Origin of the sequence: Streptomyces sp. NPDC050548 (genome assembly GCF_044457385.1) — a bacterium.
Classification (GTDB): domain Bacteria; phylum Actinomycetota; class Actinomycetes; order Streptomycetales; family Streptomycetaceae; genus Streptomyces.
In genome coordinates this window covers 363,233-388,630 of sequence record NZ_JBITGV010000008.1, presented here as the reverse complement: position 1 = coordinate 388,630, position 25,398 = coordinate 363,233, and the positions used below count along the sequence as shown (strand labels likewise).

Annotated in this window: 26 protein-coding genes; 12 read left to right on the top strand and 14 right to left on the bottom strand. The window is 69.0% G+C overall.

Annotated elements, in window-relative coordinates; genetic code table 11:
- Positions 1-16: 16 nt before the first annotated feature.
- From ACIBJH_RS24290 to ACIBJH_RS24280, 3 genes are read right to left on the bottom strand one after another with little or no spacing between them, the layout of a single operon-like run.
- Positions 17-1,195 (bottom strand): dipeptidase, encoded by a 1,179-nt coding sequence (locus tag ACIBJH_RS24290; protein ID WP_399118914.1) that lies wholly within the window; start codon positions 1,193-1,195, stop codon positions 17-19.
- Between the two features lie 5 nt (positions 1,196-1,200).
- Positions 1,201-1,731, bottom strand: coding sequence for a 5-(carboxyamino)imidazole ribonucleotide mutase (purE, locus tag ACIBJH_RS24285; RefSeq protein ID WP_399118913.1), 531 nt, complete (start codon positions 1,729-1,731; stop codon positions 1,201-1,203).
- Positions 1,728-2,867, bottom strand: coding sequence for a 5-(carboxyamino)imidazole ribonucleotide synthase (locus ACIBJH_RS24280; RefSeq protein WP_399118912.1), 1,140 nt, complete (start codon positions 2,865-2,867; stop codon positions 1,728-1,730). Before ACIBJH_RS24280 ends, purE begins: the two co-directional genes overlap by 4 nt.
- A 176-nt stretch (positions 2,868-3,043) precedes the next feature.
- Between ACIBJH_RS24280 and ACIBJH_RS24275 the strand changes: the two genes are divergently transcribed.
- Positions 3,044-3,550 carry a GtrA family protein gene (locus ACIBJH_RS24275; protein ID WP_399118911.1) on the top strand — a complete coding sequence of 169 codons (507 nt, stop codon included), beginning with the start codon at positions 3,044-3,046 and terminating at the stop codon, positions 3,548-3,550.
- 27 nt (positions 3,551-3,577) lie between these two features.
- Here the strand turns inward: ACIBJH_RS24275 and ACIBJH_RS24270 are convergent, their stop codons facing one another.
- Together ACIBJH_RS24270 and ACIBJH_RS24265 are read right to left on the bottom strand one after the other, a co-directional pair.
- Positions 3,578-4,855: an ATP-binding protein gene (locus ACIBJH_RS24270; protein ID WP_399118910.1), complete on the bottom strand. Its 1,278-nt coding sequence runs from the start codon at positions 4,853-4,855 to the stop codon at positions 3,578-3,580.
- A 142-nt stretch (positions 4,856-4,997) separates the two neighbouring features.
- Positions 4,998-5,675, bottom strand: coding sequence for a response regulator transcription factor (locus ACIBJH_RS24265; RefSeq protein ID WP_174447603.1), 678 nt, complete (start codon positions 5,673-5,675; stop codon positions 4,998-5,000).
- A gap of 332 nt (positions 5,676-6,007) precedes the next feature.
- On the opposite strand from ACIBJH_RS24265, the gene ACIBJH_RS24260 reads away from it, so the two are divergent.
- The gene (locus ACIBJH_RS24260; RefSeq protein WP_399118909.1) at positions 6,008-7,504 is read left to right on the top strand and encodes an oligopeptide:H+ symporter; all 1,497 of its coding nucleotides are present in this window, start codon (positions 6,008-6,010) and stop codon (positions 7,502-7,504) included.
- 192 nt (positions 7,505-7,696) lie between these two features.
- Here ACIBJH_RS24260 and ACIBJH_RS24255 read toward each other — a convergent pair whose 3' ends face one another.
- The 5 genes from ACIBJH_RS24255 to ACIBJH_RS24235 form a co-directional block, all read right to left on the bottom strand.
- Complete coding sequence (locus ACIBJH_RS24255) at positions 7,697-9,010, bottom strand: hypothetical protein (protein WP_399118908.1); 1,314 nt, start codon at positions 9,008-9,010, stop codon at positions 7,697-7,699.
- Entirely contained in the window at positions 9,007-10,125 is a 1,119-nt protein-coding gene (locus tag ACIBJH_RS24250) for a hypothetical protein (RefSeq protein ID WP_399118907.1), read from the bottom strand. Before ACIBJH_RS24250 ends, ACIBJH_RS24255 begins: the two co-directional genes overlap by 4 nt.
- Positions 10,126-10,166: 41 nt before the next feature.
- On the bottom strand, positions 10,167-10,868 hold the full coding sequence (locus ACIBJH_RS24245; RefSeq protein WP_399118906.1) for an LPXTG cell wall anchor domain-containing protein: 702 nt from the start codon (positions 10,866-10,868) through the stop codon (positions 10,167-10,169).
- Positions 10,869-11,019: 151 nt separating this feature from the next.
- On the bottom strand, positions 11,020-11,547 hold the full coding sequence (locus tag ACIBJH_RS24240; protein WP_399118905.1) for an ATP-binding protein: 528 nt from the start codon (positions 11,545-11,547) through the stop codon (positions 11,020-11,022).
- 151 nt (positions 11,548-11,698) lie between these two features.
- Positions 11,699-12,070, bottom strand: coding sequence for an STAS domain-containing protein (locus tag ACIBJH_RS24235; protein WP_399118904.1), 372 nt, complete (start codon positions 12,068-12,070; stop codon positions 11,699-11,701).
- Positions 12,071-12,342: 272 nt separating this feature from the next.
- On the opposite strand from ACIBJH_RS24235, the gene ACIBJH_RS24230 reads away from it, so the two are divergent.
- The 3 genes from ACIBJH_RS24230 (at position 12,343) to ACIBJH_RS24220 (ending at position 15,805) form a co-directional block, all read left to right on the top strand.
- Positions 12,343-13,227 (top strand): RNA polymerase sigma factor SigF, encoded by an 885-nt coding sequence (locus ACIBJH_RS24230; RefSeq protein WP_399118962.1) that lies wholly within the window; start codon positions 12,343-12,345, stop codon positions 13,225-13,227.
- A 197-nt stretch (positions 13,228-13,424) separates the two neighbouring features.
- A complete protein-coding gene (locus ACIBJH_RS24225) occupies positions 13,425-14,909 on the top strand; it encodes a ricin-type beta-trefoil lectin domain protein (RefSeq protein WP_399118903.1) in 1,485 nt (494 codons plus the stop codon).
- A 104-nt stretch (positions 14,910-15,013) separates the two neighbouring features.
- A complete protein-coding gene (locus ACIBJH_RS24220; protein ID WP_399118902.1) occupies positions 15,014-15,805 on the top strand; it encodes a DUF5995 family protein in 792 nt (263 codons plus the stop codon).
- A gap of 24 nt (positions 15,806-15,829) precedes the next feature.
- Here ACIBJH_RS24220 and ACIBJH_RS24215 read toward each other — a convergent pair whose 3' ends face one another.
- Positions 15,830-16,741 (bottom strand): hypothetical protein, encoded by a 912-nt coding sequence (locus ACIBJH_RS24215; RefSeq protein WP_399118961.1) that lies wholly within the window; start codon positions 16,739-16,741, stop codon positions 15,830-15,832.
- 42 nt (positions 16,742-16,783) lie between these two features.
- On the bottom strand, positions 16,784-17,197 hold the full coding sequence (locus ACIBJH_RS24210) for an ATP-binding protein (protein ID WP_399118901.1): 414 nt from the start codon (positions 17,195-17,197) through the stop codon (positions 16,784-16,786).
- A 197-nt stretch (positions 17,198-17,394) separates the two neighbouring features.
- On the opposite strand from ACIBJH_RS24210, the gene ACIBJH_RS24205 reads away from it, so the two are divergent.
- From ACIBJH_RS24205 to ACIBJH_RS24185, 5 genes are read left to right on the top strand one after another with little or no spacing between them, the layout of a single operon-like run.
- On the top strand, positions 17,395-18,246 hold the full coding sequence (locus tag ACIBJH_RS24205; protein WP_399118900.1) for a helix-turn-helix domain-containing protein: 852 nt from the start codon (positions 17,395-17,397) through the stop codon (positions 18,244-18,246).
- A gap of 9 nt (positions 18,247-18,255) precedes the next feature.
- Positions 18,256-18,456, top strand: coding sequence for a DUF397 domain-containing protein (locus ACIBJH_RS24200; RefSeq protein ID WP_399118899.1), 201 nt, complete (start codon positions 18,256-18,258; stop codon positions 18,454-18,456).
- Between the two features lie 47 nt (positions 18,457-18,503).
- Positions 18,504-19,043 carry an AAA family ATPase gene (locus tag ACIBJH_RS24195; RefSeq protein ID WP_399118898.1) on the top strand — a complete coding sequence of 180 codons (540 nt, stop codon included), beginning with the start codon at positions 18,504-18,506 and terminating at the stop codon, positions 19,041-19,043.
- Between the two features lie 49 nt (positions 19,044-19,092).
- Positions 19,093-19,332, top strand: coding sequence for a DUF397 domain-containing protein (locus ACIBJH_RS24190; protein ID WP_399118896.1), 240 nt, complete (start codon positions 19,093-19,095; stop codon positions 19,330-19,332).
- A 46-nt stretch (positions 19,333-19,378) separates the two neighbouring features.
- On the top strand, positions 19,379-20,560 hold the full coding sequence (locus tag ACIBJH_RS24185) for a serine hydrolase domain-containing protein (RefSeq protein ID WP_399118895.1): 1,182 nt from the start codon (positions 19,379-19,381) through the stop codon (positions 20,558-20,560).
- On the opposite strand, the gene ACIBJH_RS24180 is transcribed toward ACIBJH_RS24185, so the two are convergent.
- On the bottom strand, positions 20,561-21,532 hold the full coding sequence (locus tag ACIBJH_RS24180; protein ID WP_399118894.1) for a CehA/McbA family metallohydrolase: 972 nt from the start codon (positions 21,530-21,532) through the stop codon (positions 20,561-20,563).
- 35 nt (positions 21,533-21,567) lie between these two features.
- Here ACIBJH_RS24180 and ACIBJH_RS24175 point away from each other — a divergent pair, with 35 nt between their 5' ends.
- The gene (locus ACIBJH_RS24175) at positions 21,568-21,999 is read left to right on the top strand and encodes a hypothetical protein (RefSeq protein WP_399118893.1); all 432 of its coding nucleotides are present in this window, start codon (positions 21,568-21,570) and stop codon (positions 21,997-21,999) included.
- 10 nt (positions 22,000-22,009) lie between these two features.
- Here the strand turns inward: ACIBJH_RS24175 and glmS are convergent, their stop codons facing one another.
- Positions 22,010-23,857 (bottom strand): glutamine--fructose-6-phosphate transaminase (isomerizing), encoded by a 1,848-nt coding sequence (glmS, locus tag ACIBJH_RS24170; protein ID WP_399118892.1) that lies wholly within the window; start codon positions 23,855-23,857, stop codon positions 22,010-22,012.
- 567 nt (positions 23,858-24,424) lie between these two features.
- Here glmS and coaA point away from each other — a divergent pair.
- Complete coding sequence (gene coaA / locus ACIBJH_RS24165) at positions 24,425-25,393, top strand: type I pantothenate kinase (protein WP_399118960.1); 969 nt, start codon at positions 24,425-24,427, stop codon at positions 25,391-25,393.
- Positions 25,394-25,398: the final 5 nt, after the last annotated feature.

Sequence of the window (25,398 nt, the reverse complement as noted above, 5' to 3'; positions counted from 1 at the left end):
GCCGGTGACCCGTTCCTCAGCCGTCCAGCGACCCGATCGTCGCGTTCGACGGCCCCCGCGTCGCCCGGATGTCCCGCGCCACGTCCTCCGCCGCGCCCAGCACCCGTACCGCGTTCTGCCAGGTCAGCTTGGCCAGGTCGGTCCTGGACCAGCCGCGGTCCAGCAGCTCGGCGATGAGGTTCGGGTAGCCCGAGACGTCGTTCAGCCCGTCCGGGGTGAAGGCCGTGCCGTCGTAGTCGCCGCCGATGCCGAGGTGGTCGACGCCCGCGGCCTCGCGCATGTGGTCGAGGTGGTCGGCGACCGTGGAGACGGTGGCGACCGGGCGCGGGTGGAGTTCCTCGAAGGCGCGGTGCACCTTCATCGCCTCTTCGGTGGTCTCCAGGTGGTGCAGTCCGTGCGCCCGCATGTTGTCGTCGGCGGCGGCCGTCCAGTCGACGGCCGCCTGGAGCACGAACTTCGGCACGAACGTCACCATCGCCATACCGCCGTTGGCGGGGAGGCGTTCGAGCACGTCGTCGGGCACATTGCGCGGGTGATCGCAGACCGCCCGCGCCGACGAGTGGGAGAAGATCACCGGAGCCGTCGACGTGTCCAGCGCGTCACGCATCGTCGTGGCCGCCACGTGCGAGAGGTCGACGAGCATGCCCTCGCGGTTCATCTCCCGCACGACCGCCCGGCCGAACGCCGACAGCCCGCCGACCCCCGGTTCGTCCGTCGCCGAGTCCGCCCACGCCACGTTGTCGTTGTGGGTGAGCGTCATGTAGCGGACGCCAAGGGCGTACAACCCCCTGAGCGTGCCGAGGGAGTCGGCGATCGAGTGCCCGCCCTCCGCACCCATCAACGAGGCGATACGGCCCTCCGCACGCGCCGCTTCCATGTCCGCGGCGGTCAGCGCGGGCGCCAGCTGCTGCGGGTAGCGGGCCAGCAACTGCCGTACGCAGTCGATCTGTTCGAGCGTCGTCGGCACCGGGTCGGGCAGGTCCGAGCGCACGTACACCGACCAGTACTGCGCCCCGACACCGCCCTCGCGCAGCCGCGGGAGGTCGGTGTGCAGATGCGCGTTCTGGTGTACGGCGATGTCGCGGGCGTCGAGGTCGTAGCCGACCTGCTTGCGCAGCGCCCAGGGCAGGTCGTTGTGCCCGTCGACGACCGGGAACTCGCGGAGCAGTTCCCGGGCCTGGTCCAGCGACGTCATGTCCGTCACTTCCCGAAGCCGAAGCCGCTGCCGCCCGCGCCGCTCTCGACCTTGGCGCGCAGCCGCTTGCCCTTCTCGGCGGCCTGGTCGTTCAGCTCCTGCTGGAACTCCCGCATCCGGACGAGGAGTTCCTCGTCGTGGGTGGCCAGGATGCGGGCCGCGAGCAGCCCCGCGTTGCGCGCGCCGGCGACCGAGACGGTGGCGACGGGGACACCGGCCGGCATCTGCACGATGGAGAGCAGAGAGTCCATGCCGTCCAGGTACTTCAGGGGTACGGGGACGCCGATCACCGGCAGCGGGGTCACCGAGGCGAGCATGCCCGGGAGGTGGGCGGCGCCGCCCGCGCCCGCGATGATCACCTTGAGGCCGCGGCCGTCGGCCTGCTCGCCGTACGTGATCATCTCGCGCGGCATGCGGTGCGCGGAGACGACGTCGACCTCGTAGGCGATCTCGAACTCGTCGAGCGCCTGCGCGGCGGCCTCCATGACGGGCCAGTCGGAGTCCGACCCCATGACGATTCCTACGACGGGGCTCATTCGGTGATCGTGCCTCTCAGATAGCCGGCTGCGTGGCGGGCGCGGTCCAGGACGTCGGCCAGGTCGGTGCCGTAGGTGTTGACGTGGCCCACCTTGCGGCCGGGCTTCACGTCCTTGCCGTACATGTGGATCTTCAGCTGGGGGTCGCGGGCCATACAGTGCAGGTACGCGGAGTACATGTCCGGGTAGTCGCCGCCCAGCACGTTGCACATGACGGTCCACGGAGCGCGGGCGCGCGGGTCGCCCAGCGGGAGGTCCAGGACCGCGCGGACGTGGTTGGCGAACTGGCTGGTGACCGCGCCCTCCTGGGTCCAGTGACCGGAGTTGTGCGGGCGCATCGCGAGTTCGTTGACGAGGATGCGGCCGTCGGCGGTCTGGAACAGCTCGACGGCGAGATGGCCGACGACCCCGAGTTCCTTCGCGATGCGCAGCGCCATCTCCTCGGCCTGGAGGGCGAGGGACTCGTCGAGGTCGGGGGCGGGTGCGATGACGGTGTCGCAGACGCCGTTCACCTGCTGGGACTCGACGACCGGGTAGGCGACGGCCTGGCCGTGCGGGGAGCGGACGACGTTCGCCGCCAGCTCCCGTACGAAGTCGACCTTCTCCTCGGCGAGGACCGGGACACCGGCCCGGAAGGGGTCGGCCGCCTCCTCCGCCGACTCGACGACCCACACGCCCTTGCCGTCGTAGCCGCCGCGGACGGTCTTGAGGACAACGGGGAAACCGTCGCCCTCCGCCGCGAAGGCGACGACATCCGCCGGGTCGGCGACGATGCGGTGCCTCGGGCACGGCACACCGATCTCGACGAGCTTCGCGCGCATCACGCCCTTGTCCTGGGCGTGCACGAGCGCGTCCGGGCCCGGGCGCACGGGGATGCCGTCCGCCTCCAGGGCGCGCAGATGCTCGGTGGGTACGTGTTCGTGATCGAAGGTGATCACATCGCAGCCCCGCGCGAAGTCACGCAGCGTGTCGAGGTCGCGGTAGTCGCCGATGACGACATCGCCGACGACCTGCGCCGCGGAATCCTGAGGGGTGTCACTGAGAAGCTTGAATCTGATGCCGAGCGGGATGCCCGCCTCGTGTGTCATACGAGCGAGCTGCCCCCCGCCGACCATGCCGACTACCGGGAACGTCACTCCCCCAGGGTATCGGTCACGCCGGGGCGGCCCGATTTCCGTACCTCTTACCGTTCTTTTCCGGGTCTCTTCCCGACCTGTGAGCCGCTTCACGGGCGGCGGGGGAATGCGATGGTTAGCATGGCTGGGTCGACGAATCCGCGATGACATCCGAGATGACAGGGGCCTGCACACCCATGGAACGTGGTTCCGAAGGGCCTTTCAAACGGCTCGCGCGCGAGGTCGCCAAGTTCGGCGCGGTGGGCGTGGTGGGCACCGTGGTGAACTTCGCGGTCTCCAACCTGCTGTGGCACCTGACCAGCCTGCAGGCCGTGCGCGCCAATGTGATCGCGACGATCGTCGCCATCGGGTGCAACTACATCGGCTTCCGCTACTTCACCTACCGTGACCGCGACAAGAGCGCCCGCACCAAGGAACTCACCCTGTTCCTGGCGTTCAGCCTGGTCGGCCTGGTGATCGAGAACGGCGTCCTGTTCGCGGCGATCTACGGCTTCGGCTGGGACAGCTCGCTGCAGCGCAACGTCTTCAAGGTGCTGGGCATCGGCATCGCCACTCTGTTCCGCTTCTGGTCGTACCGCTCCTGGGTGTTCAAGGCGCTGCCGGCCGAGGAAGCGGTCGTGGAGACCGACGCTTTCCCTAAGCCGTCGCAGCCGCTGCCCCGCCCCAAACAGCACGTGAGCTGAACCAGCCCAGCCCGCCCGTCGCCGCTCTCAGCGGACCGTGGGCTCCTCGTCCTCCGCGGGCAGCCGCTTCGTCGGCGGTGTACGCGAGAGGAACAGCCCGAACACCGGCGGCTGCAGTTGCAGCATCTCCAGCCGGCCGCCGTCCGCCTCCGCGAGATCCCGGGCCACGGCCAGACCGATCCCCGTGGAGTTGCGGCCGCTGATCGTCCGCTCGAAGATCCGCGCACCGAGATCGGTCGGAACCCCCGGACCCTCGTCCGTGACCTCCACGACGGCCTGATTGCCGGTGACACGGGTGCGCAGGGCGACCGTACCGCCGCCGTGCATGAGCGAGTTCTCGATCAACGCGGCCAGCACCTGGGCGACCGCCCCCGGAGTGCCGACGGCCTGCAGATGCCGCTTGCCGGAACTGACGATCGCGCGGCCCGCACTGCGGTAGGCGGGGCGCCACTCGGCGAGCTGCTGCTGGATGACCTCGTCGAGGTCGAAGGAGACGGCGGAGCCGGTACGGGGGTCACGCGCGTTGGTCAGCAGCCGCTCCACGACGTCGGTGAGCCGCTCGACCTGCGTGAGCGCGATCGTCGCCTCCTCCTTCACCGTGTCCGGGTCATCCGTGAGGGTGATCTCCTCCAGCCGCATCGACAGCGCGGTCAACGGCGTACGCAGCTGGTGCGAGGCGTCGGCGGCGAGCCTGCGCTCGGCCGTGAGCATGCGGGCGATGCGCTCGGCGGAGGAGTCGAGGACATCGGCGACCCGGTCCAGCTCGGGAACGCTGTAGCGCTTGTGCCGGGGCCGCGGGTCCCCTGACCCCAGCCGCTCGGCGGTCTCCGCGAGGTCGGTGAGCGGCGAGGCGAGCCGGTTGGCCTGCCGCACCGCGAGCAGTACGGCGGCCACGACGGCGAGCAGCGCCACGGCACCGATGATGAGCAGCGTCCGCCCGACCTCGCGGGTGACGTTCGAGCGCGGCTCCACGACGGTGACCGTCTCGCCCTCCTCGCCCTTGGCGGTGGAGTGGATGACGTCACCCGTCGGCTTGGTGCCGACCTCGATCACCGGGTCGCCCGGGATGCGGATCTCTGCGTAGCGATCCTCGGTGACCTGGGTGCGCAGCACCTCCGAGTCGACGATCTCCGCGCCGAGGATCCGGCTGTCCACGATGCTGGCCAGCCGGAGCGCCTCGGAATCCACGCGTTCCTGGGCGCTGTTGCTGATGGTCCGCGTCTCCACGATGACAAGGGACACACCGAAGACGGCGATCACGACGAGCACCACAGCGAGGGTGGACTGAATAAGACGACGACGCACGGGACCCTCCGGGCGGTGACTTTTGGAGAACCGGTGACGTCAGCGCCCCTTCAGGGGCGCGGGGAACTGCGCGACCAGCCCAGGACGACGGCCAGTCGCACACATCACACCAGCCGCCCACGGCGCAACGCGCGTAGCCGACCTAGCTCTTTTCGAACCGGAACCCGACACCACGCACGGTGGCGATGTACCGAGGATTGGCCGCGTCGTCACCGAGCTTCTTCCGCAGCCAGGAGATGTGCATGTCGAGGGTCTTGGTGGACGACCACCACGTGGTGTCCCAGACCTCACGCATCAACTGGTCCCGGGTGACAACCCGCCCCGCGTCCCGCACGAGCACCCGCAGCAGGTCGAACTCCTTGGCGGTGAGCTGGAGTTCCTCGTCACCCATCCACGCGCGGTGCGACTCGACGTCGATCCGGACGCCGTGCGTGGCGGGCGGCTGCGCGGGCTCGGCGGCGCCGCGCCGCAGCAGGGCCCGGACACGGGCGAGCAGTTCGGCGAGCCGGAAGGGTTTGGTCACGTAGTCGTCGGCGCCCGCGTCGAGGCCTACGACGGTGTCCACCTCGTCGGCGCGCGCGGTCAGGATGAGGATCGGGACGGTGTGGCCCTCGGCGCGCAGTCGGCGGGCCACTTCAAGGCCGTCCATGCCGGGCAGGCCCAGGTCCAGGACACACAGGTCGATGCCGCCCTGGATGCCGGCATCGAGGGCTGTAGGTCCGTCCTCGCGCACCTCGACCTCGTAACCTTCCCGTCGCAAAGCGCGGGCCAGCGGCTCCGAGATGGACGCGTCGTCCTCGGCGAGCAGTACACGGGTCATGAGGTGATGGTAGTCCGCCTCGGACAGCGGTCGAGGTGTGATCGCCACGAGTGATTCTTACCTTGGGGCAAGACGGGTGCGTTCCGGTGAAGGATGTGGGCGGAACCTGTGCCTGTGGGGTGTCATCCTGATATCCGCCTTCGAATCGGCGCTCACGGTTCCACTTCTTCCTGTGATCCGTGTCTCAAGTCCTTCCATATCCGGCAGTGTCCTGCCGTATGGTGACCTGACCGCCCGTAGTGACACTGGGGACCTTTGGCGAGCATTTACTGCTGAAGGTCTTTTTTGTGTGCGGCCCCCGGCCGACAAGGCCCGACCAGCAAGGATCGACCATGGCGTCCAGCCTGACGAAGGACTCGGTGACTCCGGGCACCCCCGGTTCCGAGAAGACCTTCTTCGGCCACCCCCGCGGACTGGCCACGCTCTTCATGACCGAGATGTGGGAACGCTTCTCCTACTACGGCATGAGGGCCCTTCTCCCCCTGTACCTGGTCGCCCCCGGCGGCCTCCACCTGAGTGCGGCCACCGCTACCGCGATCTACTCGGTGTACCTGTCCCTCGTGTACCTGCTCGCCCTGCCCGGCGGCTGGTTCGCGGACCGCGTCCTCGGCCCCCGCAGGACCGTCGCGGTCGCCGGCGTGATCATCATGCTCGGCCACCTCACGCTCGCGCTCCCCACCTCGGGCACGTTCTTCGCGGGCCTCGGCCTGGTCGCGATCGGCTCGGGTCTCCTCAAGGCCAACATCTCCACGATGGTCGGCCACCTCTACGAGGGCCCCGACGACCCGCGCCGCGACGGCGGCTTCACGCTCTTCTACATCGGCATCAACGTCGGTGCCTTCGCCGCACCGCTGGTCATCGGCACCGTCGGCGAGAACGTCAACTGGCACCTCGGCTTCGCGCTCGCCGCGGTCGGCATGGCGCTGGGCCTCGCCCAGTACCTGCTCGGCACCCGCCACCTCAGCTCCCGCTCGGACGTCGTCCCCACGCCGCTGTCCGCCGAGGAGAAGGCGGCCACGCTCCGCAAGTCGGGCCTCTGGGCGGCCGTCGCGATCGTCTTCTACGCGGTCGTCGGCCTCTCCGGCCACTACACGCTGAACTGGCTGCTGGTCCCGATCACCGTCGCCGGCCTGCTCATCCCTGTCCTGGTCATCGCCCGCATCAAGCGCGACAAGACCCTCGACCGCGCCGACCAGTCCAAGATGTCCGCGTACATCTGGTTCTTCGTCGCCGCGGCCGTGTTCTGGATGATCTACGACCAGGGCGGCTCGACCGTGTCCCTGTTCGCCGACTCCTCCGCGAAGAACGCCGTCTTCGGCTGGGACTTCCCGGTCTCCTGGTACCAGTCGGTCAACCCCGTCCTCATCATGGCCCTCGCCCCCGTCTTCGCCTGGGCCTGGCTGGCCCTGGCCCGCCGCGGCAAGGAGCCGAGCACGGCGACGAAGTTCGCGATGGGCCTGACCCTGATCGGCGCGTCCTTCTTCCTCTTCCTGGCCCCGCTCGCGATCGCCGACGGCGGTCACAAGGCGGCGGCGATGTGGCTCGTGGCGATCTACTTCGTCCAGACGGTCGGCGAGTTGACCCTCTCCCCCGTCGGCCTGTCGGTCACCACGAAGATGGCTCCGGCCAAGTACGCCTCCCAGATGATGGGCGTCTGGTTCCTCGCGGTCACGGCGGGCGACGCGACGACGGGTCTGCTGTCGATCGCCGGAGTGGACCTGAACAAGACGGGGATTGTCGCGTTGCAGGCCGTTCTTGCGGTGCTGGCGGGTGCGGCGGTGTGGATGTACCGGAAGAAGGTGCGGGAGCTCATGGGGGATGTGCACTGACGCCGGAGTTCGTGCCGGCGGGGTTTGATGGTGCGGGTTGGCCACTCGCTTCTTGTCAGTGTCGGGCCGGAACGGACCGAGTAAAGGGCGCTCCGCTTCGCTGCGCGTCGCCTGCGGCGATGACCCTCCCGGTCACCCTTGACTAGGTCCGCTCCAGCCCGTTTGAGAAGCGAGTGGCCAACCCGCACTTGTCTACCGCAGCCGCCTCCGCCCCGGCAGAAACGTGAACACCCCCACACCCAGCAGGATCGCCGTACCGGACACCAACCCCAGAGCCTTCAAAGCGCCATGGCTGTCGGATCCCGTCTCCGCAAGCCCACCAGAGGACGACGTGCTGCCCGACGCCCCGCTCGCCTGTTCCGTGGTGTCCAGGGTCAGGGAGACCTCGGACTTGGTCGGCGTGCAGGTCGTCGTCGTGCCGAGGGCCTTGACCGTCAGGACCCCGGGAGCAAGTGTCGACGTACCGCTCGCGCCCGGCTTGTACGTGCCCGTCAGATCAGGGATCTTGATCGGGTCGCCGGACTTGATGGCAGCGGAGTTCGTCGGTCCCTCCACGTGCACGGTGCCCGAGTCCGCGCCGCCGAGGACCACCTCCATCGAGGGGCTGACGGAGTTCGCCGGGATGTCGGCGGGGCTGTCCATCACGGAGCCGTTGAACTGCACGGTGAGGTCGTAACTCCCGCCGTCCTTCTTGGCGTTGATCTGCACGGGCGAGGTCGCGCTCTTGTCACCGAGCGGCGTCTTGCACGCGTACGGCACGGAGACCTCTTTGCCGGTGAAGTCGCTCTGCCCGGTGCCGTCGCTCGCGCTCGCGGACACCGAGTCGCTGGGGCTGCTCGACGCGGACTCGGAGGCTGATGCAGAGGCAGATTCGGAGGCGGACTCCGACGCCGACGCGGATGTCGAGTCCGACGGCGTCGGTGACGTGCTCGACGAACTGCCGTCCCCCGCCGTCACATCGATCGTCGCCGACGTCGGAACCGTCACCGTCGGCGCGCACTTGGTGTCCGTCCCGAACGCGTTGACCGTGTACGCGTCCGGTGTCAGCGTCACCGCGCCGGCGGTCGTGAGTTTCAGGGTGCCCTTCATGTCGGACAGCGTCATCGCGCCGCCCTTGGGGATCGCCGGGTTCTCGCGCGGGCCCAGCATCGCGACGGCGGCGGTCTGCGCGCCGCCCGCCTTCAAAGTCCCGGACGGCTGAACGGAGTTGGCGGGCAGGTCGATGATGTCGGGGTTCTTGGACGCGGCCTGCGTGAACTTCCACACGATGTCGACCGTGTCGCCGACATGCGCCGTGGCGGGCGCGGTGATCTCGACCTTGGTGGTGCCGTCGACCGGGTCGATACCCGCGGGCGGTACGCAGTGGGTGGCGTAGGACACCTCGGCGGCCTGCGCGGACCCGGCGCTCATGCCGAGCAGGACGCCCGCGCCGCCGAGGATCAGCGCCGTGGCCGCCGCACCCGCTCTCCGTCCGCCGACCGGTATGACTCTCCTTCGCTTGCTCACTGAAGTCCCTTCCTGGTGGGAGTCGTTGGACTCGTCGGACTGTCCTCGTGCGGTGCGGAGAGCCGACCGGCCGTGCCCGGGTCGGAGTCCGGGGTGAACCACGGCAGGGTCGAGGTCGCAGGGGCCGTGTGCGGTGCGGCCGTGCCGGACTTCGGCAGGCGCAGGGCGAGTTGTTCGGGCAACCGCGGTCGTAGCCGTCGTCGCAGGTCCCGGTGGCGGGCCGGGCCCGTGCTGCGGCCCGCCTTGCGCGGCCGTAGCCGGTCCACCACGGCCATGCCGACGCGGAACACCGCCGCCGGTACGACCACGCAGAGCAGGATCCAGAACAGGGTCACGCCCCAGGGGCGGCCCACGCCCCACGGTTCCTCGGCGAGTACCCGGCCGCCGTATTTCAGGGAGACGCTGTAGTCGCCGTGTGCCCCGGCCGACAGTTCGACCGGGAGTCCGATCTCCGCCTTGCCGCCGGGCGCGATCGTGCCGTTGAACTGCTGGTCGTCCCACTGCGGTGCGAACACCCCGTGGGAGGTGCCTACTTGGAACACCGGGTTCTTGACGGGGGACGAGCCGGCGTTGCCGACGGTGAAGACGAGCGTGCGGGACGCCGGTGCCCCGAACCAGGTCAGCAGCCCGCTGGAGCCGTCGAGGCGGGTGTCGGAGATGACCGACAGCCGTCCGGTCGACGGTTCCGCGGGCAGTGGTTCGACCGCGTGGCCCGCCACCTGGAAGACGGCGTCCGCGGACGCGCTCGCCCCGGTCACGGTCGCCACATGCACCACGCACGGGCAGGGCACGGGCGGTTCGGACACCGGGAGTTTCTTGCTGAAGACACCCTTGGCGTCGGTGGTGACGGCCCGACCGTCCGCGTTGGCACAGGAGTTGGTGCCGCCGATCACCCCGCGCGCGGGCGTGGCCTGTCCGCAGATCAGCACCGTCAGCAGGGCGTGCGTCCGCCAGCCGCTGCCGGAGACGGTGATCGAACCGCCCGTCCCCGCCTGCGACTTGGAGAGCGTCACCTTCGGTCCGTCGGCCGCCGCGACCGGCGTCGCTCCCGCCAACGGCAGCAGAAGCAGCGCGCACGCCGCCACCAGCGCCGAGATCCGCACCTTGCCGCTCACATCACCGCTCCCGTCGACTCGACTTCCGCACACGGGGGCTGTCAACGGCGGGCGCGGGCCGTCTGGTTGCGCCGGGTCAGCCACAGGGTGCCCGCCGCGCCCGCGAGCAGTACCGTGCCGCCGAGCGTGCCGAGGGCGACGACCGAGTCGTCGGGGCCGGTCTTGGGGAGCGTGCCGCCGGAGTCCGTACCGGTGTCGCTGCCGGTCGAGCCGCTGGTTCCCGATGATCCGCCCGCCGCCGTGACGTCCAGCGTGAGGGACGGGCCGGGGCTGTTGGTGGGGGTGCACGTGGTCGTCGTACCGAGGGCCTTGATGGTGAGTACGGCCGCCGTGAAGGTGACCTTGCCGCTGGCCTTCGGGGTGTATGTGCCGGTCAAGTCGTTGATTTTGATGGGGGTGTTGGCGGGGATCGCGGCGGCGTTGGCGGGGCCCGAAACGGAGACGGTGCCGCTGTCGGCGCCGCCCACCTTGATGGTGGCGCTCGGGCTCATCGCGCCCTTGCCGAGTTCGACGGGGCTGGAGGAGACGCCCTTCTGCCAGGACATGGTGAGCTTGTAGCCGCTGCCGCTCTTGACGCCCTTGATGTCGATGGGCGAGACGGCGGTCTTGACGCCGATCGGCGTCTGGCATTTGTAGTTGACGTCGACCACGTCGGCCCGGGCTGCGGGGGCGGCCATGAATACCGCCGAGCCGGCCAGGGCCGCGACGGACGCGAGCGCTGCGGTTCGTTTCTGGTACGACACGGTCCCCTCATTCCTGACGGCACATCAGATCGGCCGTCAAGGTACGCCGGGGGTCGTGAGGAAGGAAGACAAGGCGCACGTCGGAGTTGTGACGATCCGACGTGCGTCGGTTCTTGGGGAAAGGATTCTCCCGGGGGGCGCGGCGACCGCGTTACGCCGGTGCTCCCAGCTCCGCCCACACGGTCTTTCCGGTGACCCCCGGAGTCCGTACGACTCCCCAGTCGAGGCACAGCCGCTGCACGATGAACATGCCGTGGCCGCCGGGGCGGCCGGCGCGGTGCGGGGTTCTGGGGGCGGGCTGGCCGGTGCCGCGGTCGGAGACCTCGACGCGGATCACCTTGTTCTCGCAGGTGATCCACATCTCGTCCGGTCCCTCGGCGTGCAGACAGGCGTTGGTGACCAGTTCGGAGACGACGAGGAGGACGTCCTCGGCGGCGGCGCGCCGGTCGGCGCTCTCGGCGGGCAGCCAGCCCCAGGCGTAGAGGGCCTGGCGGGCGAAGTCGCGGGCGAGGGGGACGACCCCGCTCTCCCCCGCGAACCCGAGTCTGCGGGTGAGCCGGCCCGCGGCCGGTTCGGTGTCGTCCCCGGCGGACGGCACGGAAGCGCCCCCCGCGGGCGCCCCCGTAGCGCCACCGGGCTCCGGGCGGTCGCCCGGCGGGTAGGGCCGGGTGGTGCTCATCAGCGCTTCACCTCACCGATTCACCGGTTCACGATTCAAGACTCGGTACGTGTTCAACAGTCAGTACGTGGGTCAGGGGCTTTTTCGTCGCTCCGGTCGCCGACAGGTTCAGATGGTGTTCTCCTGCCCTGGCGAACCGGCAAAACACCCCTTACTCGTCGGCGAGAGCGGCCTCAAGGGTGTCGTGGACGGTGAAGACCGCATCCGCCCCTGTGATCTCGAAGACGCGCGCCACCGCGGGCTTCATCCCCACGAGGTGCACTCCGCCGTCTGCGGCCTCCGCCTTCAGTCGCGCGCCGAGCAGTACGTTCAGGCCCGTGGAGTCGCAGAACTCCAGGCGTGAGCAGTCCACGACGAGCCGTGCGTACCCGTGGGCGAGCAGGTCGTCCAGCGGTTCGCGCAACAGCTCGGCGGTGTGGTGATCCAACTCACCCGCCGGTGTCACGACGGCGCTGAGGCCCTGTTTCCGCACCTCGACCAGAAGCCGGCCAGACTGTGCGCTGCCGACCGTGCCGCGGTCCATGCCGTCTCTCTCTCCCGAGGTCGTGGCTGTTGACGTTCGCCCTGGAACACTACGCCTTCCTCACACTCTCCGACACCCGAACAACCGCCCACAAGTGGACATATGGGTACACAGCGCACTTGCGGCGGGCTCCGGAAACCGGGTAGGGCTAGTAGGGACAACAGTTTGGACATCCGATACGACCGACCGACACGACCGGCTTTGGAGGCGCCGCACTCCGCAGTGCACGCACCGGCTTCGGCAGCCATATGCCGAGAACGATGGAGGACACCATGTCACCCCGGCTCGACGCATCGCCTACCCCGGCAGCGACGTCGACACCCCCACCGGCACAACTGGATCCCAATCCCATCATCGAGGGGCTCCCCGAGATCCCCCCGTACGACGAGATCGGCGCCGTGGACGCACGGGCCCTCTCCAAGACTCTCTTCGAGCGGCTGGAGTCCCTCGAAGAAGGGACGCACGCCTACTCGTACGTCCGCAACACGCTCGTCGAACTCAACCTCGCGCTGGTCAAGTTCGCCGCCTCCCGCTTCCGCTCGCGCAGCGAGCCGATGGAGGACATCATCCAGGTCGGCACGATCGGCCTGATCAAGGCGATCGACCGCTTCGAACTCAGCCGCGGCGTCGAGTTCCCCACCTTCGCGATGCCCACCATCGTCGGTGAGATCAAGCGCTTCTTCCGCGACACCTCATGGTCCGTGCGCGTCCCGCGCCGGCTGCAGGAACTCCGGCTCGACCTGGCCAAGGCCGGCGACGAACTGGCCCAGCAACTCGACCGCGCCCCCACCGTGGCCGAACTCGCCGAACGCCTGAAGCTCTCCCGCGACGAGGTCGTCGAGGGCATGGCGGCGTCGAACGCCTACACCGCCAGCTCACTCGACGCCCAGCCCGAGGAGGACGACTCCGAGGGCGCGCTCGCGGACCGCATCGGCTACGAGGACCACGGGCTCGAAGGCATCGAGTACGTCGAGTCGTTGAAGCCGCTGATCGCCGAACTCCCGCAACGGGACCGGCAGATCCTCTCCCTGCGCTTCGTCGCCAACATGACGCAGTCGGAGATCGGCGACGAACTGGGCATCTCGCAGATGCATGTGTCGCGGCTGCTGTCGCGGACACTGGTGCGGCTGCGGAAGGGACTTACGGTCGAGGAGTAGAACTCCCCTGGCTGTATGCCCGTATCGCCTGTACTGAGCGCGGCGCGCGTGTGCGCCGCGCTCAGGCGTTCCCGGACGCTCCCGTGCCACCCCCGGGGTTACCCACAGAAACCTCTTTCCCCACCGGTCTCCCGCCACCACTATGGGCACCCGACAAACTGGCTGGTAGGTCAGGACGGGCGCGAGGAGGCGGGTGAATGGTTCGCTCCGAGAAGGACGACGGCATACCCGGAACGTCCGACACCCGGCTCACGGAGTTACTGCGCGCCGACACGTCCACGGTCTACGCGGCCCTCCAGGAACTCCGCACCCGGCACCAGCCGTCCGTGCTCTCCTACGCCCGCCTGTGCACGACGAGCGAGTCGGCGGCACGGCAGTTGGCGGCCCAGGCGTTCACCCTCGCGGCCCGCGAGACGGCACGCGGCGTGGACCCGTCCGTCCCCTGGCGGCATCAACTCCTGCTGCTGACAGGCCGGGTGGCCGCGTCATGGTCCCAGGACGACCGCTCGACCGGCCTGGACGCCGGCCTCCTCCTGCTCCTGAACACGACGGACCCGGCACCTTCCATGCTCCCGGCGTTCCTCTCGCTCCCCTCCCGGACACAGGGCCTGGTCTGGTACGGCATCGTCGACCGGGAACCGGAAACCGTGACCGCCTCCCTCCTCGGCCTCACCCGCGAGGACGTCGTCCACGGCACCGGACCGGCCCTCCAGTCCATGGCCCAGGCCTGCCTGAAGTCCCGCCTGGCCGCCTCCGACGACCCGCGCTGCGGTGACTTCCGGCGTCTGATCGAGGAGTCGGTACGCCCCGACAACCCCCGCGACAGCGCCGACCTGCACGCGCACATGGCGCAGTGCGTCCACTGCACGGGCGCGTACGAGGAACTGACGGCACTGCGGGACGCGCCGCGGGCGACGCTGGCGGAGGGGTTGGTGGCGTGGGCGGGGGCGTCGTACGCGATGCGGGGTCGCGAGGAGGCAAGGAGCAACGCCCGCGGGACTCCGGTGAGTTGGGCACCTTCGCGTCGGCTGGTGCTGGCGTCGGCCGTGCTGGGGGTGGCGTTGGTGCCCCTGCTGTTCTTTCTGCTGCGGCCGGGCGGGGCGACGTCGCATCCGGGTGCGGCGGCGGGCGCCGTGGCGATTCCGTCGACTCCGTCCGAGGTGACGGCGACGGTCCCGGTGACGCCGTCGACGACTCCTTCCAAGTCACCGTCCCCGACGAGGAGTTCGAAGCCGACGCGCTCCGCGAGCACGACGCCCTCCCCGTCCCCGGCCACACACGCGCCCGACGGCACCTACGCGCAGGTCGTGAACGTCTCCACGGGCCGGTGCCTGGACATCCGCGACGGCGACCTGACGGAGGGCACGGATGTGATCACGGCCCCCTGCACCTCGTCCGACACCCAGCTGTGGCGCGTCGACTCCGGGCGCGGGGTGGTGCAGTCCTCCGCCGACTCCGACCTGTGCCTGGACAGCCGGGGGTCCGTGGCCAAGGGCGTCGGCATCTGGGAGTGCGATTCGGTGGACGGGAACCACGGCGAGAACCTGCGGTTCACGGTGGACGCGGACGGGGTGTTCCGCCCGGCGATCGCGATCCTGACGGGGATGGCGCCGGACGGGGAGAAGGGGGTGTCACTGGTGCCGCTGAGCGGGGGTGCGGAGCAGCGGTGGCGGGCGGGGTGAAGCGGGGTCCTGTGGACCGGGTGTGGGTGTGAGCCGTACCGGAGCTGTCATTTTCGGTGAGACTGAGCAGTCCGAACTGTGGCTCCGCCAAAGGGGAGTTGGGCATGGCTGCACAGGCACAGAACATCGACGAGGTCGTGGACGGGCTTGCGGGGATCGTGCGGGAGGCGACGGACGCCGGTGACCGGGTCGGGTACTTCGCGGCGCTGTACCGGCAGGTGACGGTGGAAATCCGCAAGGCCATCCACGCCGGGAAGTTCGAGGACGGCCCCCGGATGGACCGTTTCGACACGCTCTTCGGCAACCGCTATTTCGACGCGTACGACGCCTGGCGCCGCGACCGGAGCGGGCCACGCTGCTGGCGCGAGACGTTCGGCCTGCTCTCCGACGCCGACACGGTCATCGTCCAGCACCTGATCCTCGGCGTGAACGCGCATATCAACCTCGACCTGGCCGTGGCCGCCGCGCGCACGAGCCCCGGCGAGGACATCCACGCACTCCAGCACGACTTCCTGCTGATCAACGACATCCTCGCGGGGGTGGTGCTGGTACTGGAGGACTCGGTGGGCGCCATATCCCCCCTCCTGTCCCTACTGGACAAGGTCGGAGGCCGCACGGACGAGCAGATCCTGGACTTCAGCGTCGTCCAGTCCCGGCAGGAGGCCTGGTACAACGCGGTGCTTCTGGCCGGGCAGACGGAGGCGCAGCGCGAGGCCACCATCGACCGGCTCGATGTCCGGGCTGCGGTACTGGCCCGGTTGATCGCGCGGCCGGGTCTTCTCGTACGGCCGGCGCTGGAGTTGATCCGCCACACCGAGAGCGACGACGTACCGGCCGTCATCACTCATCTGGACAGCGCGATGGAGCGGGCGTCCGCCGGGCGGGCGGCGAGCTGAGGCCCGGCGGATCGGCCCTCCGCTTCAAGACCCCTCGGTGAACAACTCCCGTGCGTCGGCGACCTCGTGGGAGCGGTCGAACCAGGTACCGAGTTCGTCCAGGTCCGTGGAGGCGAGGATGCGGTCGCGGACGTCGGTGGGGATGTCGATCTGACGCCGTTGGAAAGTACGCAGAATGGCCGCCGACCACCCTTCGACGCGCCCTTCTTCCCTGCCCTCTTCCCGGCCTTCTTCCCTGCCTTCGTCTCGCACCTGCTCCGCCAGCGGGTGCCGCCAGAAGTACTGGATCGCCGTCATCAGGTCCCTCCACATCTGCTGGGCCTGGCGGTCTGCCAGGCATGAGTCGACGAACTGCACGAAGACCGCGGCGCTGTCCGGGTCGATGGTCCGCAGGGCGGTAGCCAGGTTTTCCAGTATGGCGGCGGCCCTCGGCCCCTTGCCATGCGTCATCGCCGAAAGCACCGCAAGGGGTACGTCCCGTTCGGCCTCGCGCTCGTCCACGATCACCGGCACGTTGTCCGGCCCCAGCACGAACGGGCGCACCGTCAGCGAGGGGCATCCGCGCACCCCGAGATGGATGGGCTCCGCCGCCCAACGGGCCGTAGCGCTGTTCTGGGTGATGACGATGAGCACCGGTTCGCAGCGGTACTTCTCGTGCAAGTAGCTGAGGTAGTACGGCCAGCTGCCGCGTTTCCTCTTGTCGATATCGCCCTGCGATTCGACGACGAGGAGGTAGTCCCCTTCGTCGGTCTCTGCCCGGAGCAACGTGTCCAGGCGCCTCTCGACCGGTTCGATCTCGGTGAGGTCCACGTTCATGGCGGCGAACTCACGCGGTTCGGGGAAAGGGATGCGTAACACGCTCTGCAGGGCGCGGAGCAGAAGCGCGGGATCCTTCTGGAAGATCCGGTGCAGCCCGTCATGCGACGAGCTGGCCATCAACTCTCCTTTCTGTCCGATCTATTCGGCGTGATCAACGATCTAGGCGGCGTCCAGGTCACACCACACGTACTTGCCGCGCTGCCCGTTCCTCGACAACGGCTGCCAGCCCCAGAGATGGGCGCAGGCCTGCACCAACGCGAGCCCTCTCCCTGCCTCGGCGTCCAAGAGCTCCCCCAACTGCCCCGGCGGTTCGGGAGGTTCGGGGTCCGCGTCCCACGCCCCGACGCGCAGCACCCCCGCCGACCACCGCACACGGAGCATCACCGGTCCCTTGGTGTGGAGTACGGCGTTGGCCACCAACTCCGTCGCGAGGAGTTCGGCGGTGTCCACGACCCGGATGAGGCCGTGCGCGGTGAGGACGAGGCGCAGGGTGCGGCGGCAGACGGTGACGGCACGGCGATCGTGCGGGACGGAGAGGGAGTACTCCCAGGGTTCGGGCTCGGTTTCGGGCATGCGGCAGCTCCGGACGGGGTGAGGTGGGTGATGGGCGCGGGCGGTGGCATTGCCGCAGCCGTCATGGCAGGACGAAGCGGTGCGCTTCCGCAGCGTGTGCGTCGCATCACTGAAGGTAGGGCAGTAATTCCAACCTGGGCAAGCCGTTCGCGTAATCTGACACCCGAACGAGGAGTCCCAGAGAGGCAGTTACCGGAATGACCATGCGGAACCAACCCACCGCACGCCAGGTGCGCCTGGGTGCCGAACTGCGCAGGTTGCGGGAGGCAGCCGGGTTGTCGGCCAAGGAGGTTGCAGGCCTGCTGAATTCGAGCTCGACACACATGAGCCAGATCGAGGCAGGCAGTTCTGGCATCAGCGAGGAACGTCTGCGCAGGCTGGCAGCGCACTGCTCCTGCGCGGACGAGTCACTGGTCGAAGCCTTGGTGGCAATGGCGGCCGATCGGACCCGAGGTTGGTGGGAGGAGTACCGAGGCGTCCTGCCGCCGGTCTTCCTCGACGTGGCCGAGTTGGAGCACCATGCGACTTTCCTGCGGGAGGTCGTGATCACCCATGTACCGGGGCTGATGCAGACCCCGGACTACGCCCGTGCCGTCTTCGGGTACATGGTCCCGGAGCTGCCACCGAGCGAACTGGCCCCACGTGTCGAGCACCGCATGCGGCGCAGAGCGGCTCTCGAAGGCGACGCCCCAGCCACGTACGAGACAGTCATCCACGAGTCGGCGCTGCGGATCCGCGTCGCCGACCGCCAGGTCGCCCGGGCCCAACTCCTTGAAGTTCTCCGGACCATCGAGGAGGAGCGGGCAACGGTACGCCTCGTCCCGTTCGACACAGACGGGTTCGCCGGCGCCAGCAGCGCGATGATGTACATCGGCGGACCGATCACTCAACTGGACACAGTTCTCCGGGACTCACCCCACGGCACGGCCTTCGTGGACACCGGATCCCAGCTGGAACGCTTCCGACAGCTGTTCCATAAAGTGGAGAAGACAGCGCTTGGCCCGGCCGCATCCCGGGACTTCATCCACCAAATCGCAAAGGAACTGTGAGGCGTCAGCATGACCCAGGCCGCCCAGTGGCAGAAGTCCTCCTTCTCTGAAGGCGGGGACGGCAATACCTGCGTAGAACTCGCCGCCACCTCACCCACCACCCTCCACCTCCGCGAAAGCGACACCCCCGACACCGAACTCACCACCACCAACACCCCGTTGGCGCACCTCATCCACACCCTGAAGTCGGACCTGTTCCACACAGCCTGACCCTGCAAGCGCTCCGGAGCCCACACCGCTCGCCATACGATGCCGAAATGCACGCGGACAGCTCCCGGAACGCTCGTGCCCTCCTGATCAACGGCACGGTCGGCGTGGGCAAGACGACCGTTGCCGAGGCGGTGGGCGACCTGCTCGCCGACGCGGGGGTCCCCCATGCCGTGCTGGACCTCGACTGGCTGAGCAACTCGTGGCCCACGCCTCCCGGTGACCGGTTCAACTTCGACATGCTGCTGCGGAACCTGCGGAGCGTCGCCGGTCACTACCTCGACGCGGGAGCCACCCGCCTCGTACTCGCCGGTGTGATCGAGAAACAGGACGAGCGGAAGGCGCTGGCCGACGCCGTAGGAGTCGACCTCACGGTGTGTCGACTCCGGGCCGAACTACCGCTCATCCAGCAACGCCTGACTCGCCGTCACGACCGCACGGCCAAGGCACTGCAATGGCACCTGAACCGGTCCGGTGAACTGGACGGCATCCTCGACCGGGCCTCAGTAGACGACTTCACCATCGACACCAGCACAGGCTCTGTCACCGAAGTCGCCCTGTCCGTGATCAGGGCGGCCCGCTGGCAATGACCACCGGACTGCCCAACGGCACCCCACAAAAGGAACGTTGAGGACCCGTATGCCCCAGCCCAGGCACTGGCAGAAGTCCACCTTCTCCGACGGCGGCGAAGGCAACACCTGCGTCGAAATCGCCGCCACCTCACCCACCACCTCTCCGCCTCCGCGAAAGCAACAGCCCCACCACCGAACTCACCATCAACGCAACCCCGTTGGCGCACCTCATACACGCCGTCAAGTCAGCCCGCTTCCGCACCTGAGCACGCCCACGCCCGGGGGCTATCCCCCACCCCGATCCTGAGGCACACCGGATCGCCCCCCGCCGAAGCCGAAACTAGCGTTCAGCCATGACTTCGGCCCTGCGGAAGTACCTCGCCCTGGCACTCGGCATCGCCACCCTGCTAGCCACCGAGACCGGCATCGCCGTAGCCCAACCCACCAGCCCCTCCCCCGCGGAACAGCTACGTCAGGACACCAAGGCAATCCACGCCCTCGGTGTCACCGGAGTACAGGCCCGCACGGTCGCGCCGAACGGCCGGGAGTCCGTCGCCACCAGCGGTACCGCCGACCTGGACACCGGCCGCCCGGTCCGTCCCGACGGGTACTTCCGCATGGCCAGCACGTCCAAGACGCTGGTCGCCACCGTGGTGCTCCAACTGGAGGCCGAGGGCAGGCTGTCCCTGGACGACACGGTCGACCACTGGCTGCCAGGCGTCGTGCGGGGCAACGGCAACGACGGCACCCGCATCACCATCCGCCAACTGCTTCAGCACACCAGCGGAATTCACGACGACCTCCCCGGATACACCACGCCGGAGGAGTACTACCAGCAGCGCTACGACGTCTACAGCCCCGAGCAGTTGGTCGCCCGCGCCATGGCCCACGCGCCGGACTTCCCACCGGGCAAGGGCTGGAACTACTCCAACACCGGTTACGTCGTGCTCGGCACCATCATCCAGAAGGCCACCGGCCAACCCGCCCACCAGGAGATCGAAGACCGCGTCCTGCGTCCACTCGGCCTCAACCAGACCCGGTGGGGCGGTACTTCGCCCACCCTGCCCCGGCCACGCTCCAAGGCCTACCAGCTCTTCGGCCCCGGTTCCGTGGTGGACGTCACCGACCAGATACCGGTCGACTACGAGAACCTCTCGTACGTCACGACCACCCGCGACGAGAACACCTTCCTCCGCGCGCTGCTCGCCGGCCGCCTGCTGCCCGCGCGGCAACTGGCCCAGATGAAGCAGACCGTCCCCGTAAGCCCGGAGGTCCAACAGCTCTGGCCCGGCGGCCGATACGGCCTCGGCCTGGCCGAACGCCCCCTGAGCTGCGGAGGAACCTACTGGGGCCACGAGGGCGGGGACGGCGGCTACATCACCCTCAACGGCGTCACCGACAACGGCAGTCGAAGCGCCGTGGTCTCCATGTCCGAGGCCCGCGGCGACACCCTGGAACACATCCTCGCCCAGGAGAACTCGGCCAGCACACTGATCGACCATGCGCTGTGCGCGGGGGGACCCAACACTCCGTGATCAGCGCAGAGTTACCGGGTTGCTGAGAGCCGCCATCCGCCCTCCCGGATGACGCACCTCGACTCGGAGGAACGCCGACTCCCGCGCACTGGTGCGCCACTCCACCGTGCCCGCCCCCGCGCCCGGCAGCGAAGCAACGTGAACCTTCCCCCGCTCGGTATGAAAACTGACCGCCCCCGAAGGCACCCCACGCACACCCACCCGAGCAACGACCGGTCCGCCACGGCTCTCCAACTGCCCTCCGACACCCATCCGTTGAACACCGGCAGAGACCGTGAACGACAACTCGACGGCGGCAGACTCAGCGATCCAACTCCGCCCGGCCCGAATCCCGGCGAGCACCGCATCCACACTCAACTCCTCGGCCCACACCACGGTGTGCGGAACGCCGATCTGGCCCGACAGGTGAGCGTCACTGTTGCCCATCGCCGGCCGCCACCCGCCCTGCCGCCGGATGTCCGCACCGAGACTCCGTCCCCACTCCGCCAACGCCGCCTCGTTGTCCGCCTGCCAGGGCAGGTCCGAACTCCACGGCCCGTTCCAGACCTCGACCACATCGAACCCCTGGTACGGGTACAGGAACGTGCCGGAGTCGTACGGCGCGTGCGGATGCGCCACCACACACAGCCCACTGCCCCGATGGACTTCATCCAGCTGCCGGCCGACCACCTCGTCCCGCACGCCGTACCGCCAGTCGACCACCTGCCCCGGCCGGAGACCCAGCGCGAGCCAGTGCCCGGTGCGGGTGGTGACCTCCTGCCCCGGAACCACCAGCAGATCGTCTCCGGCGCACCGGCCCCAAGCACCGTGCGTGTCCGCGTTGTTGTGCTCGGTGGCCGCCAGAAAATCCAGCCCGGCCGCACGGGCCTCGTCGGCAAGACGTTCCGGCGTCAGCTCACCGCCGTTCGAGGACACCGAGTGCACATGACAGTCGCCTCGGTACCAGCCGTCTTCCCGACCGGGCGACCGCATCGCACTCGGCATCCTTCTCCTTTAGCCTGTGGGACATGCATCAGGGTCGACGGCGCGACCGGCGTCCAGTTCATCACGCGGAACCGGCCCGGCACGAGGCTCCGGTCCCGGCCGTCGCGGGGACCGATGTCGTGATCGTCGGCTGTTTCTCCGGCAGGCAGAAAGACTTCGCCGCCCTGATGGACGCGGCGGCACGGGAGTTGGACGCCCGCGGCGCGCGCGTCGTGGGACGGATCGTGCAGCGGCGCGGTGTCTCGGCCGGTGGTGCGCGGAAGATGGCGCTGCCCTTCTCCGCACGGACCCTCCTGACCTACGGGAAGGTCCGGGAAGCAGCGCTGCTCTGTGAGAAGACCGCCGCCGGAGCGGCGGTCTTCGTGACCCCTCTGACGCCGCGTCAGCGTCGCGTACTGACCGGCATGCTCGGCTGTCCCGCCATAAGTCTCGCCGAAATCACGGCAGTTGACTGAAGGCCGCCGCTCACTCCACCGTCACCGATTTCGCCAGGTTCCGCGGCTGGTCCACCTCGTTGCCGCGGGCCGTGGCCAGTTCACAGGCGAAGACCTGCAACGGGACGGTTGCGACGAGGGGTTGCAGCAGCGTCGGGGTGGCGGGGATCCGGATCAGGTGGTCGGCGTACGGGACGACCGTCTCGTCGCCCTCCTCCGCGATCACGATGGTCATCGCACCCCGCGCCCGGATCTCCTGGATGTTGGACACGATCTTGTCGTGGAGGACGGAACGGCCGCGCGGGGAGGGCACGACGACCACGACCGGCATGCCCTCCTCGATGAGCGCGATCGGCCCGTGCTTCAACTCCCCCGCCGCGAAGCCCTCGGCGTGCATGTACGCCAACTCCTTGAGTTTCAGGGCGCCTTCGAGAGCGACGGGGTAGCCGACATGGCGGCCGAGGAACAGCACCGTGTTCTTCGACGCCACCGAGCGCGCCAACTCCCGTACGGGCTCCATGGTTTCCAGCACCCGTTCGACCTCGCCGGAAATCTGCGAGAGGTCGCGGATGACGGCCTGGATCTCGTCACCCCACTTGGTGCCCCGCACCTGGCCGAGATACAGGGCGACCAGATAGCACGCCACCAGCTGGGTCAGGAACGCCTTCGTGGACGCCACGGCGACCTCCGGGCCGGCGTGCGTGTACAGCACCGCGTCCGACTCGCGGGGAATCGTCGACCCGTTGGTGTTGCAGATGGCCAGGACTTTTGAGCCCTGCTCCCTCGCGTGCCGCAGCGCCATCAGCGTGTCCATCGTCTCGCCGGACTGCGAGATGGCGATCACCAGGGACCGCGCGCCCAGGATCGGGTCCCGGTAGCGGAACTCGCTCGCCAGCTCCACCTCGCACGGGATGCGCGTCCAGTGCTCGATGGCGTACTTGGCGATCAGCCCGGCGTGGAAGGCCGTACCGCAGGCGACGATGACGACCTTGTCGATCTCCCTCAACTCATGGACGGGGATGCGGACTTCGTCCAGCGTCAGCAGGCCCGCCGCGTCGATCCGGCCGAGCAGCGTGTCGGCGACCGCCTTCGGCTGCTCGGCGATCTCCTTGAGCATGAAGTAGTCGTAGCCGCCCTTCTCGGCGGCGGAGGCGTCCCAGTCGACGTGGTAGGAGCGGACCTCGGCCGGGGCCCCGTCGAAACCGGTGACCGTCACGCCGTCGCGGCGCAGTTCGACCACCTGGTCCTGGCCCAGTTCGATCGCGGACCGCGTGTGGGCGATGAACGCGGCGACGTCGGAGGCGAGGAAGGCCTCGCCCTCACCCACCCCCACCACCAGCGGCGAGTTGCGGCGCGCGCCGACGACCACGTCCGGCTCGTCCGCGTGTACGGCGACCAGGGTGAACGCGCCTTCCAGCCGCCGGCACACCTGCCGCATCGCCTCCGCGAGGTCCGCGCACGCCGAGAACTCCTCGGCCAGCAGATGCGCGACCACCTCGGTGTCCGTGTCGGAGGCGAGATCGTGCCCGCGCTCGGTCAACTCGGCCCGCAGACAGGCGAAGTTCTCGATGATGCCGTTGTGAACGACGGCCACGCACCCCGCGTTGTCGAGATGAGGATGCGCATTCGCGTCCGTCGGGCCGCCGTGCGTGGCCCAGCGGGTGTGCCCGATGCCGGTCGACCCCGCCGGCAGCGGCCGATCCACCAGTTCCTTCTCCAGATTGACGAGTTTCCCGGCCTTCTTGGCCGCCGCCAGCCCGCCGTCCGCGAGCACGGCGACGCCCGCCGAGTCGTAACCCCGGTACTCCAGCCGCTTCAGTCCGGCCATCACCACATCAAGCGCCGACTGCGACCCCACGTATCCCACGATTCCGCACATGCGCGGCAGCCTAGGCGCCGGAGCCCTCCCGAACACGGCACTTCGTGCCCGATTTCGGAAATTCTGGCCCTGCTCGGGAGTCGCGAGCAGGAGAGGATGGAGCCCATGACCCGACAGCGCGAACGGTACGGCGAGCTCTACGAGGACGACTTCGGGCTCAGCGCGCTCGCCGGGAAGCTGGCCACGGCCACCGCACCCGACGTCGTACGGGCACTGGAGCTCGCCGCGGAGGTGGCCGAGGTGGCAGAGGGCGAAGGCGCCGTGGAACTCGGTGTGGACGTCCGCTGCCTGCTGGACGCCGGTCTGCCGGACGAGACCCTCCGCGCGGCCTGGCTCGCGGCCACGTCCTCGACACCTCCCGCCCCGACCCGGACGGCGAGTACCCCGTCCTCACCTGGAACCCGGGAGTCCCCGACTGCGGGCTCATGGAGAAGATCGCGGACAGCTACGGAGAGTTCGCGCTCACCGAGTGCCGGCAGAAGCTGGGGACACCCACGTGACGCACCCCACCCACCGGCCCGTTCAAACTCCGTTAACAATGGACTGGTGATCTCTCCGGTCTCCCCGATGCCCCGGAGCGCCCACCGGCACAAGCCGGAGGCGACTCCCTACGTCGACCTCACCCGAGCCGAGTGGAGCGCGCTGCGCGACAAGACGCCGCTGCCGCTCACCGCCGACGAGGTCGAGAAGCTGCGCGGCCTCGGTGATGTCATCGACCTCGACGAGGTGCGGGACATCTACCTCCCGCTGTCCAGACTCCTCAACCTCTACGTCGGCGCCACGGACGGCCTGAGAAGCGCGCTGAACACCTTCCTGGGCGAGCAGGGCTCGCAGTCCGGCACCCCGTTCGTGATAGGCGTCGCCGGCTCCGTGGCCGTAGGAAAGTCGACCGTCGCCCGGCTCCTCCAGGCGCTGCTCTCCCGCTGGCCCGAGCACCCCCGCGTCGAACTGGTCACCACCGACGGATTCCTGCTCCCCACAAGGGAATTGGAGGCCCGCGGGCTCATGTCGCGCAAGGGCTTCCCGGAGTCGTACGACCGCCGCGCGCTCACCCGCTTCGTCGCCGACATCAAGGCCGGGAAGGACGAGGTCACCGCCCCCGTCTACTCCCACCTCATCTACGACATCGTCCCCGACCAGCGGCTCACGGTCCGCCGGCCCGACATCCTGATCGTGGAGGGCCTGAACGTGCTGCAGCCCGCGCTCCCCGGCACGGACGGCCGTACCCGCGTCGGACTCGCCGACTACTTCGACTTCAGTGTGTACGTCGACGCGAGCGCCGAGGACATCGAGCGCTGGTACCTGAACCGGTTCCGCAAGCTGCGCGCGACCGCGTTCCAGAACCCGGACTCGTACTTCCGCAAGTACACCCAGGTCTCCGAGGACGAGGCCGTCGACTACGCCCGCACCCTCTGGCGCACCATCAACAAGCCCAACCTGGTGGAGAACATCGCCCCGACGCGGGGCCGAGCCACCCTGGTCATCCGCAAGGGCCAGGACCACAAGGTGCGGCGACTCAGCCTGCGGAAGCTGTAGAGCCG

Excerpts from the sequence above, each read along its gene's own strand:
- ACIBJH_RS24290 (WP_399118914.1), bottom strand. The coding sequence starts at position 1,195 with ATGACGTCGCTGGACCAGGCCCGGGAACTGCTCCGCGAGTTCCCGGTC.
- purE (WP_399118913.1), bottom strand. The coding sequence starts at position 1,731 with ATGAGCCCCGTCGTAGGAATCGTCATGGGGTCGGACTCCGACTGGCCC.
- ACIBJH_RS24275 (WP_399118911.1), top strand. The coding sequence starts at position 3,044 with ATGGAACGTGGTTCCGAAGGGCCTTTCAAACGGCTCGCGCGCGAGGTC.
- ACIBJH_RS24265 (WP_174447603.1), bottom strand. The coding sequence starts at position 5,675 with ATGACCCGTGTACTGCTCGCCGAGGACGACGCGTCCATCTCGGAGCCG.
- ACIBJH_RS24260 (WP_399118909.1), top strand. The coding sequence starts at position 6,008 with ATGGCGTCCAGCCTGACGAAGGACTCGGTGACTCCGGGCACCCCCGGT.
- ACIBJH_RS24240 (WP_399118905.1), bottom strand. The coding sequence starts at position 11,547 with ATGAGCACCACCCGGCCCTACCCGCCGGGCGACCGCCCGGAGCCCGGT.
- ACIBJH_RS24235 (WP_399118904.1), bottom strand. The coding sequence starts at position 12,070 with ATGGACCGCGGCACGGTCGGCAGCGCACAGTCTGGCCGGCTTCTGGTC.
- ACIBJH_RS24230 (WP_399118962.1), top strand. The coding sequence starts at position 12,343 with ATGTCACCCCGGCTCGACGCATCGCCTACCCCGGCAGCGACGTCGACA.
- ACIBJH_RS24225 (WP_399118903.1), top strand. The coding sequence starts at position 13,425 with ATGGTTCGCTCCGAGAAGGACGACGGCATACCCGGAACGTCCGACACC.
- ACIBJH_RS24220 (WP_399118902.1), top strand. The coding sequence starts at position 15,014 with ATGGCTGCACAGGCACAGAACATCGACGAGGTCGTGGACGGGCTTGCG.
- ACIBJH_RS24215 (WP_399118961.1), bottom strand. The coding sequence starts at position 16,741 with ATGGCCAGCTCGTCGCATGACGGGCTGCACCGGATCTTCCAGAAGGAT.
- ACIBJH_RS24210 (WP_399118901.1), bottom strand. The coding sequence starts at position 17,197 with ATGCCCGAAACCGAGCCCGAACCCTGGGAGTACTCCCTCTCCGTCCCG.
- ACIBJH_RS24205 (WP_399118900.1), top strand. The coding sequence starts at position 17,395 with ATGACCATGCGGAACCAACCCACCGCACGCCAGGTGCGCCTGGGTGCC.
- ACIBJH_RS24200 (WP_399118899.1), top strand. The coding sequence starts at position 18,256 with ATGACCCAGGCCGCCCAGTGGCAGAAGTCCTCCTTCTCTGAAGGCGGG.
- ACIBJH_RS24195 (WP_399118898.1), top strand. The coding sequence starts at position 18,504 with ATGCACGCGGACAGCTCCCGGAACGCTCGTGCCCTCCTGATCAACGGC.
- ACIBJH_RS24190 (WP_399118896.1), top strand. The coding sequence starts at position 19,093 with ATGCCCCAGCCCAGGCACTGGCAGAAGTCCACCTTCTCCGACGGCGGC.
- ACIBJH_RS24185 (WP_399118895.1), top strand. The coding sequence starts at position 19,379 with ATGACTTCGGCCCTGCGGAAGTACCTCGCCCTGGCACTCGGCATCGCC.
- ACIBJH_RS24180 (WP_399118894.1), bottom strand. The coding sequence starts at position 21,532 with ATGCGGTCGCCCGGTCGGGAAGACGGCTGGTACCGAGGCGACTGTCAT.
- ACIBJH_RS24175 (WP_399118893.1), top strand. The coding sequence starts at position 21,568 with ATGCATCAGGGTCGACGGCGCGACCGGCGTCCAGTTCATCACGCGGAA.
- glmS (WP_399118892.1), bottom strand. The coding sequence starts at position 23,857 with ATGTGCGGAATCGTGGGATACGTGGGGTCGCAGTCGGCGCTTGATGTG.
- coaA (WP_399118960.1), top strand. The coding sequence starts at position 24,425 with ATGCCCCGGAGCGCCCACCGGCACAAGCCGGAGGCGACTCCCTACGTC.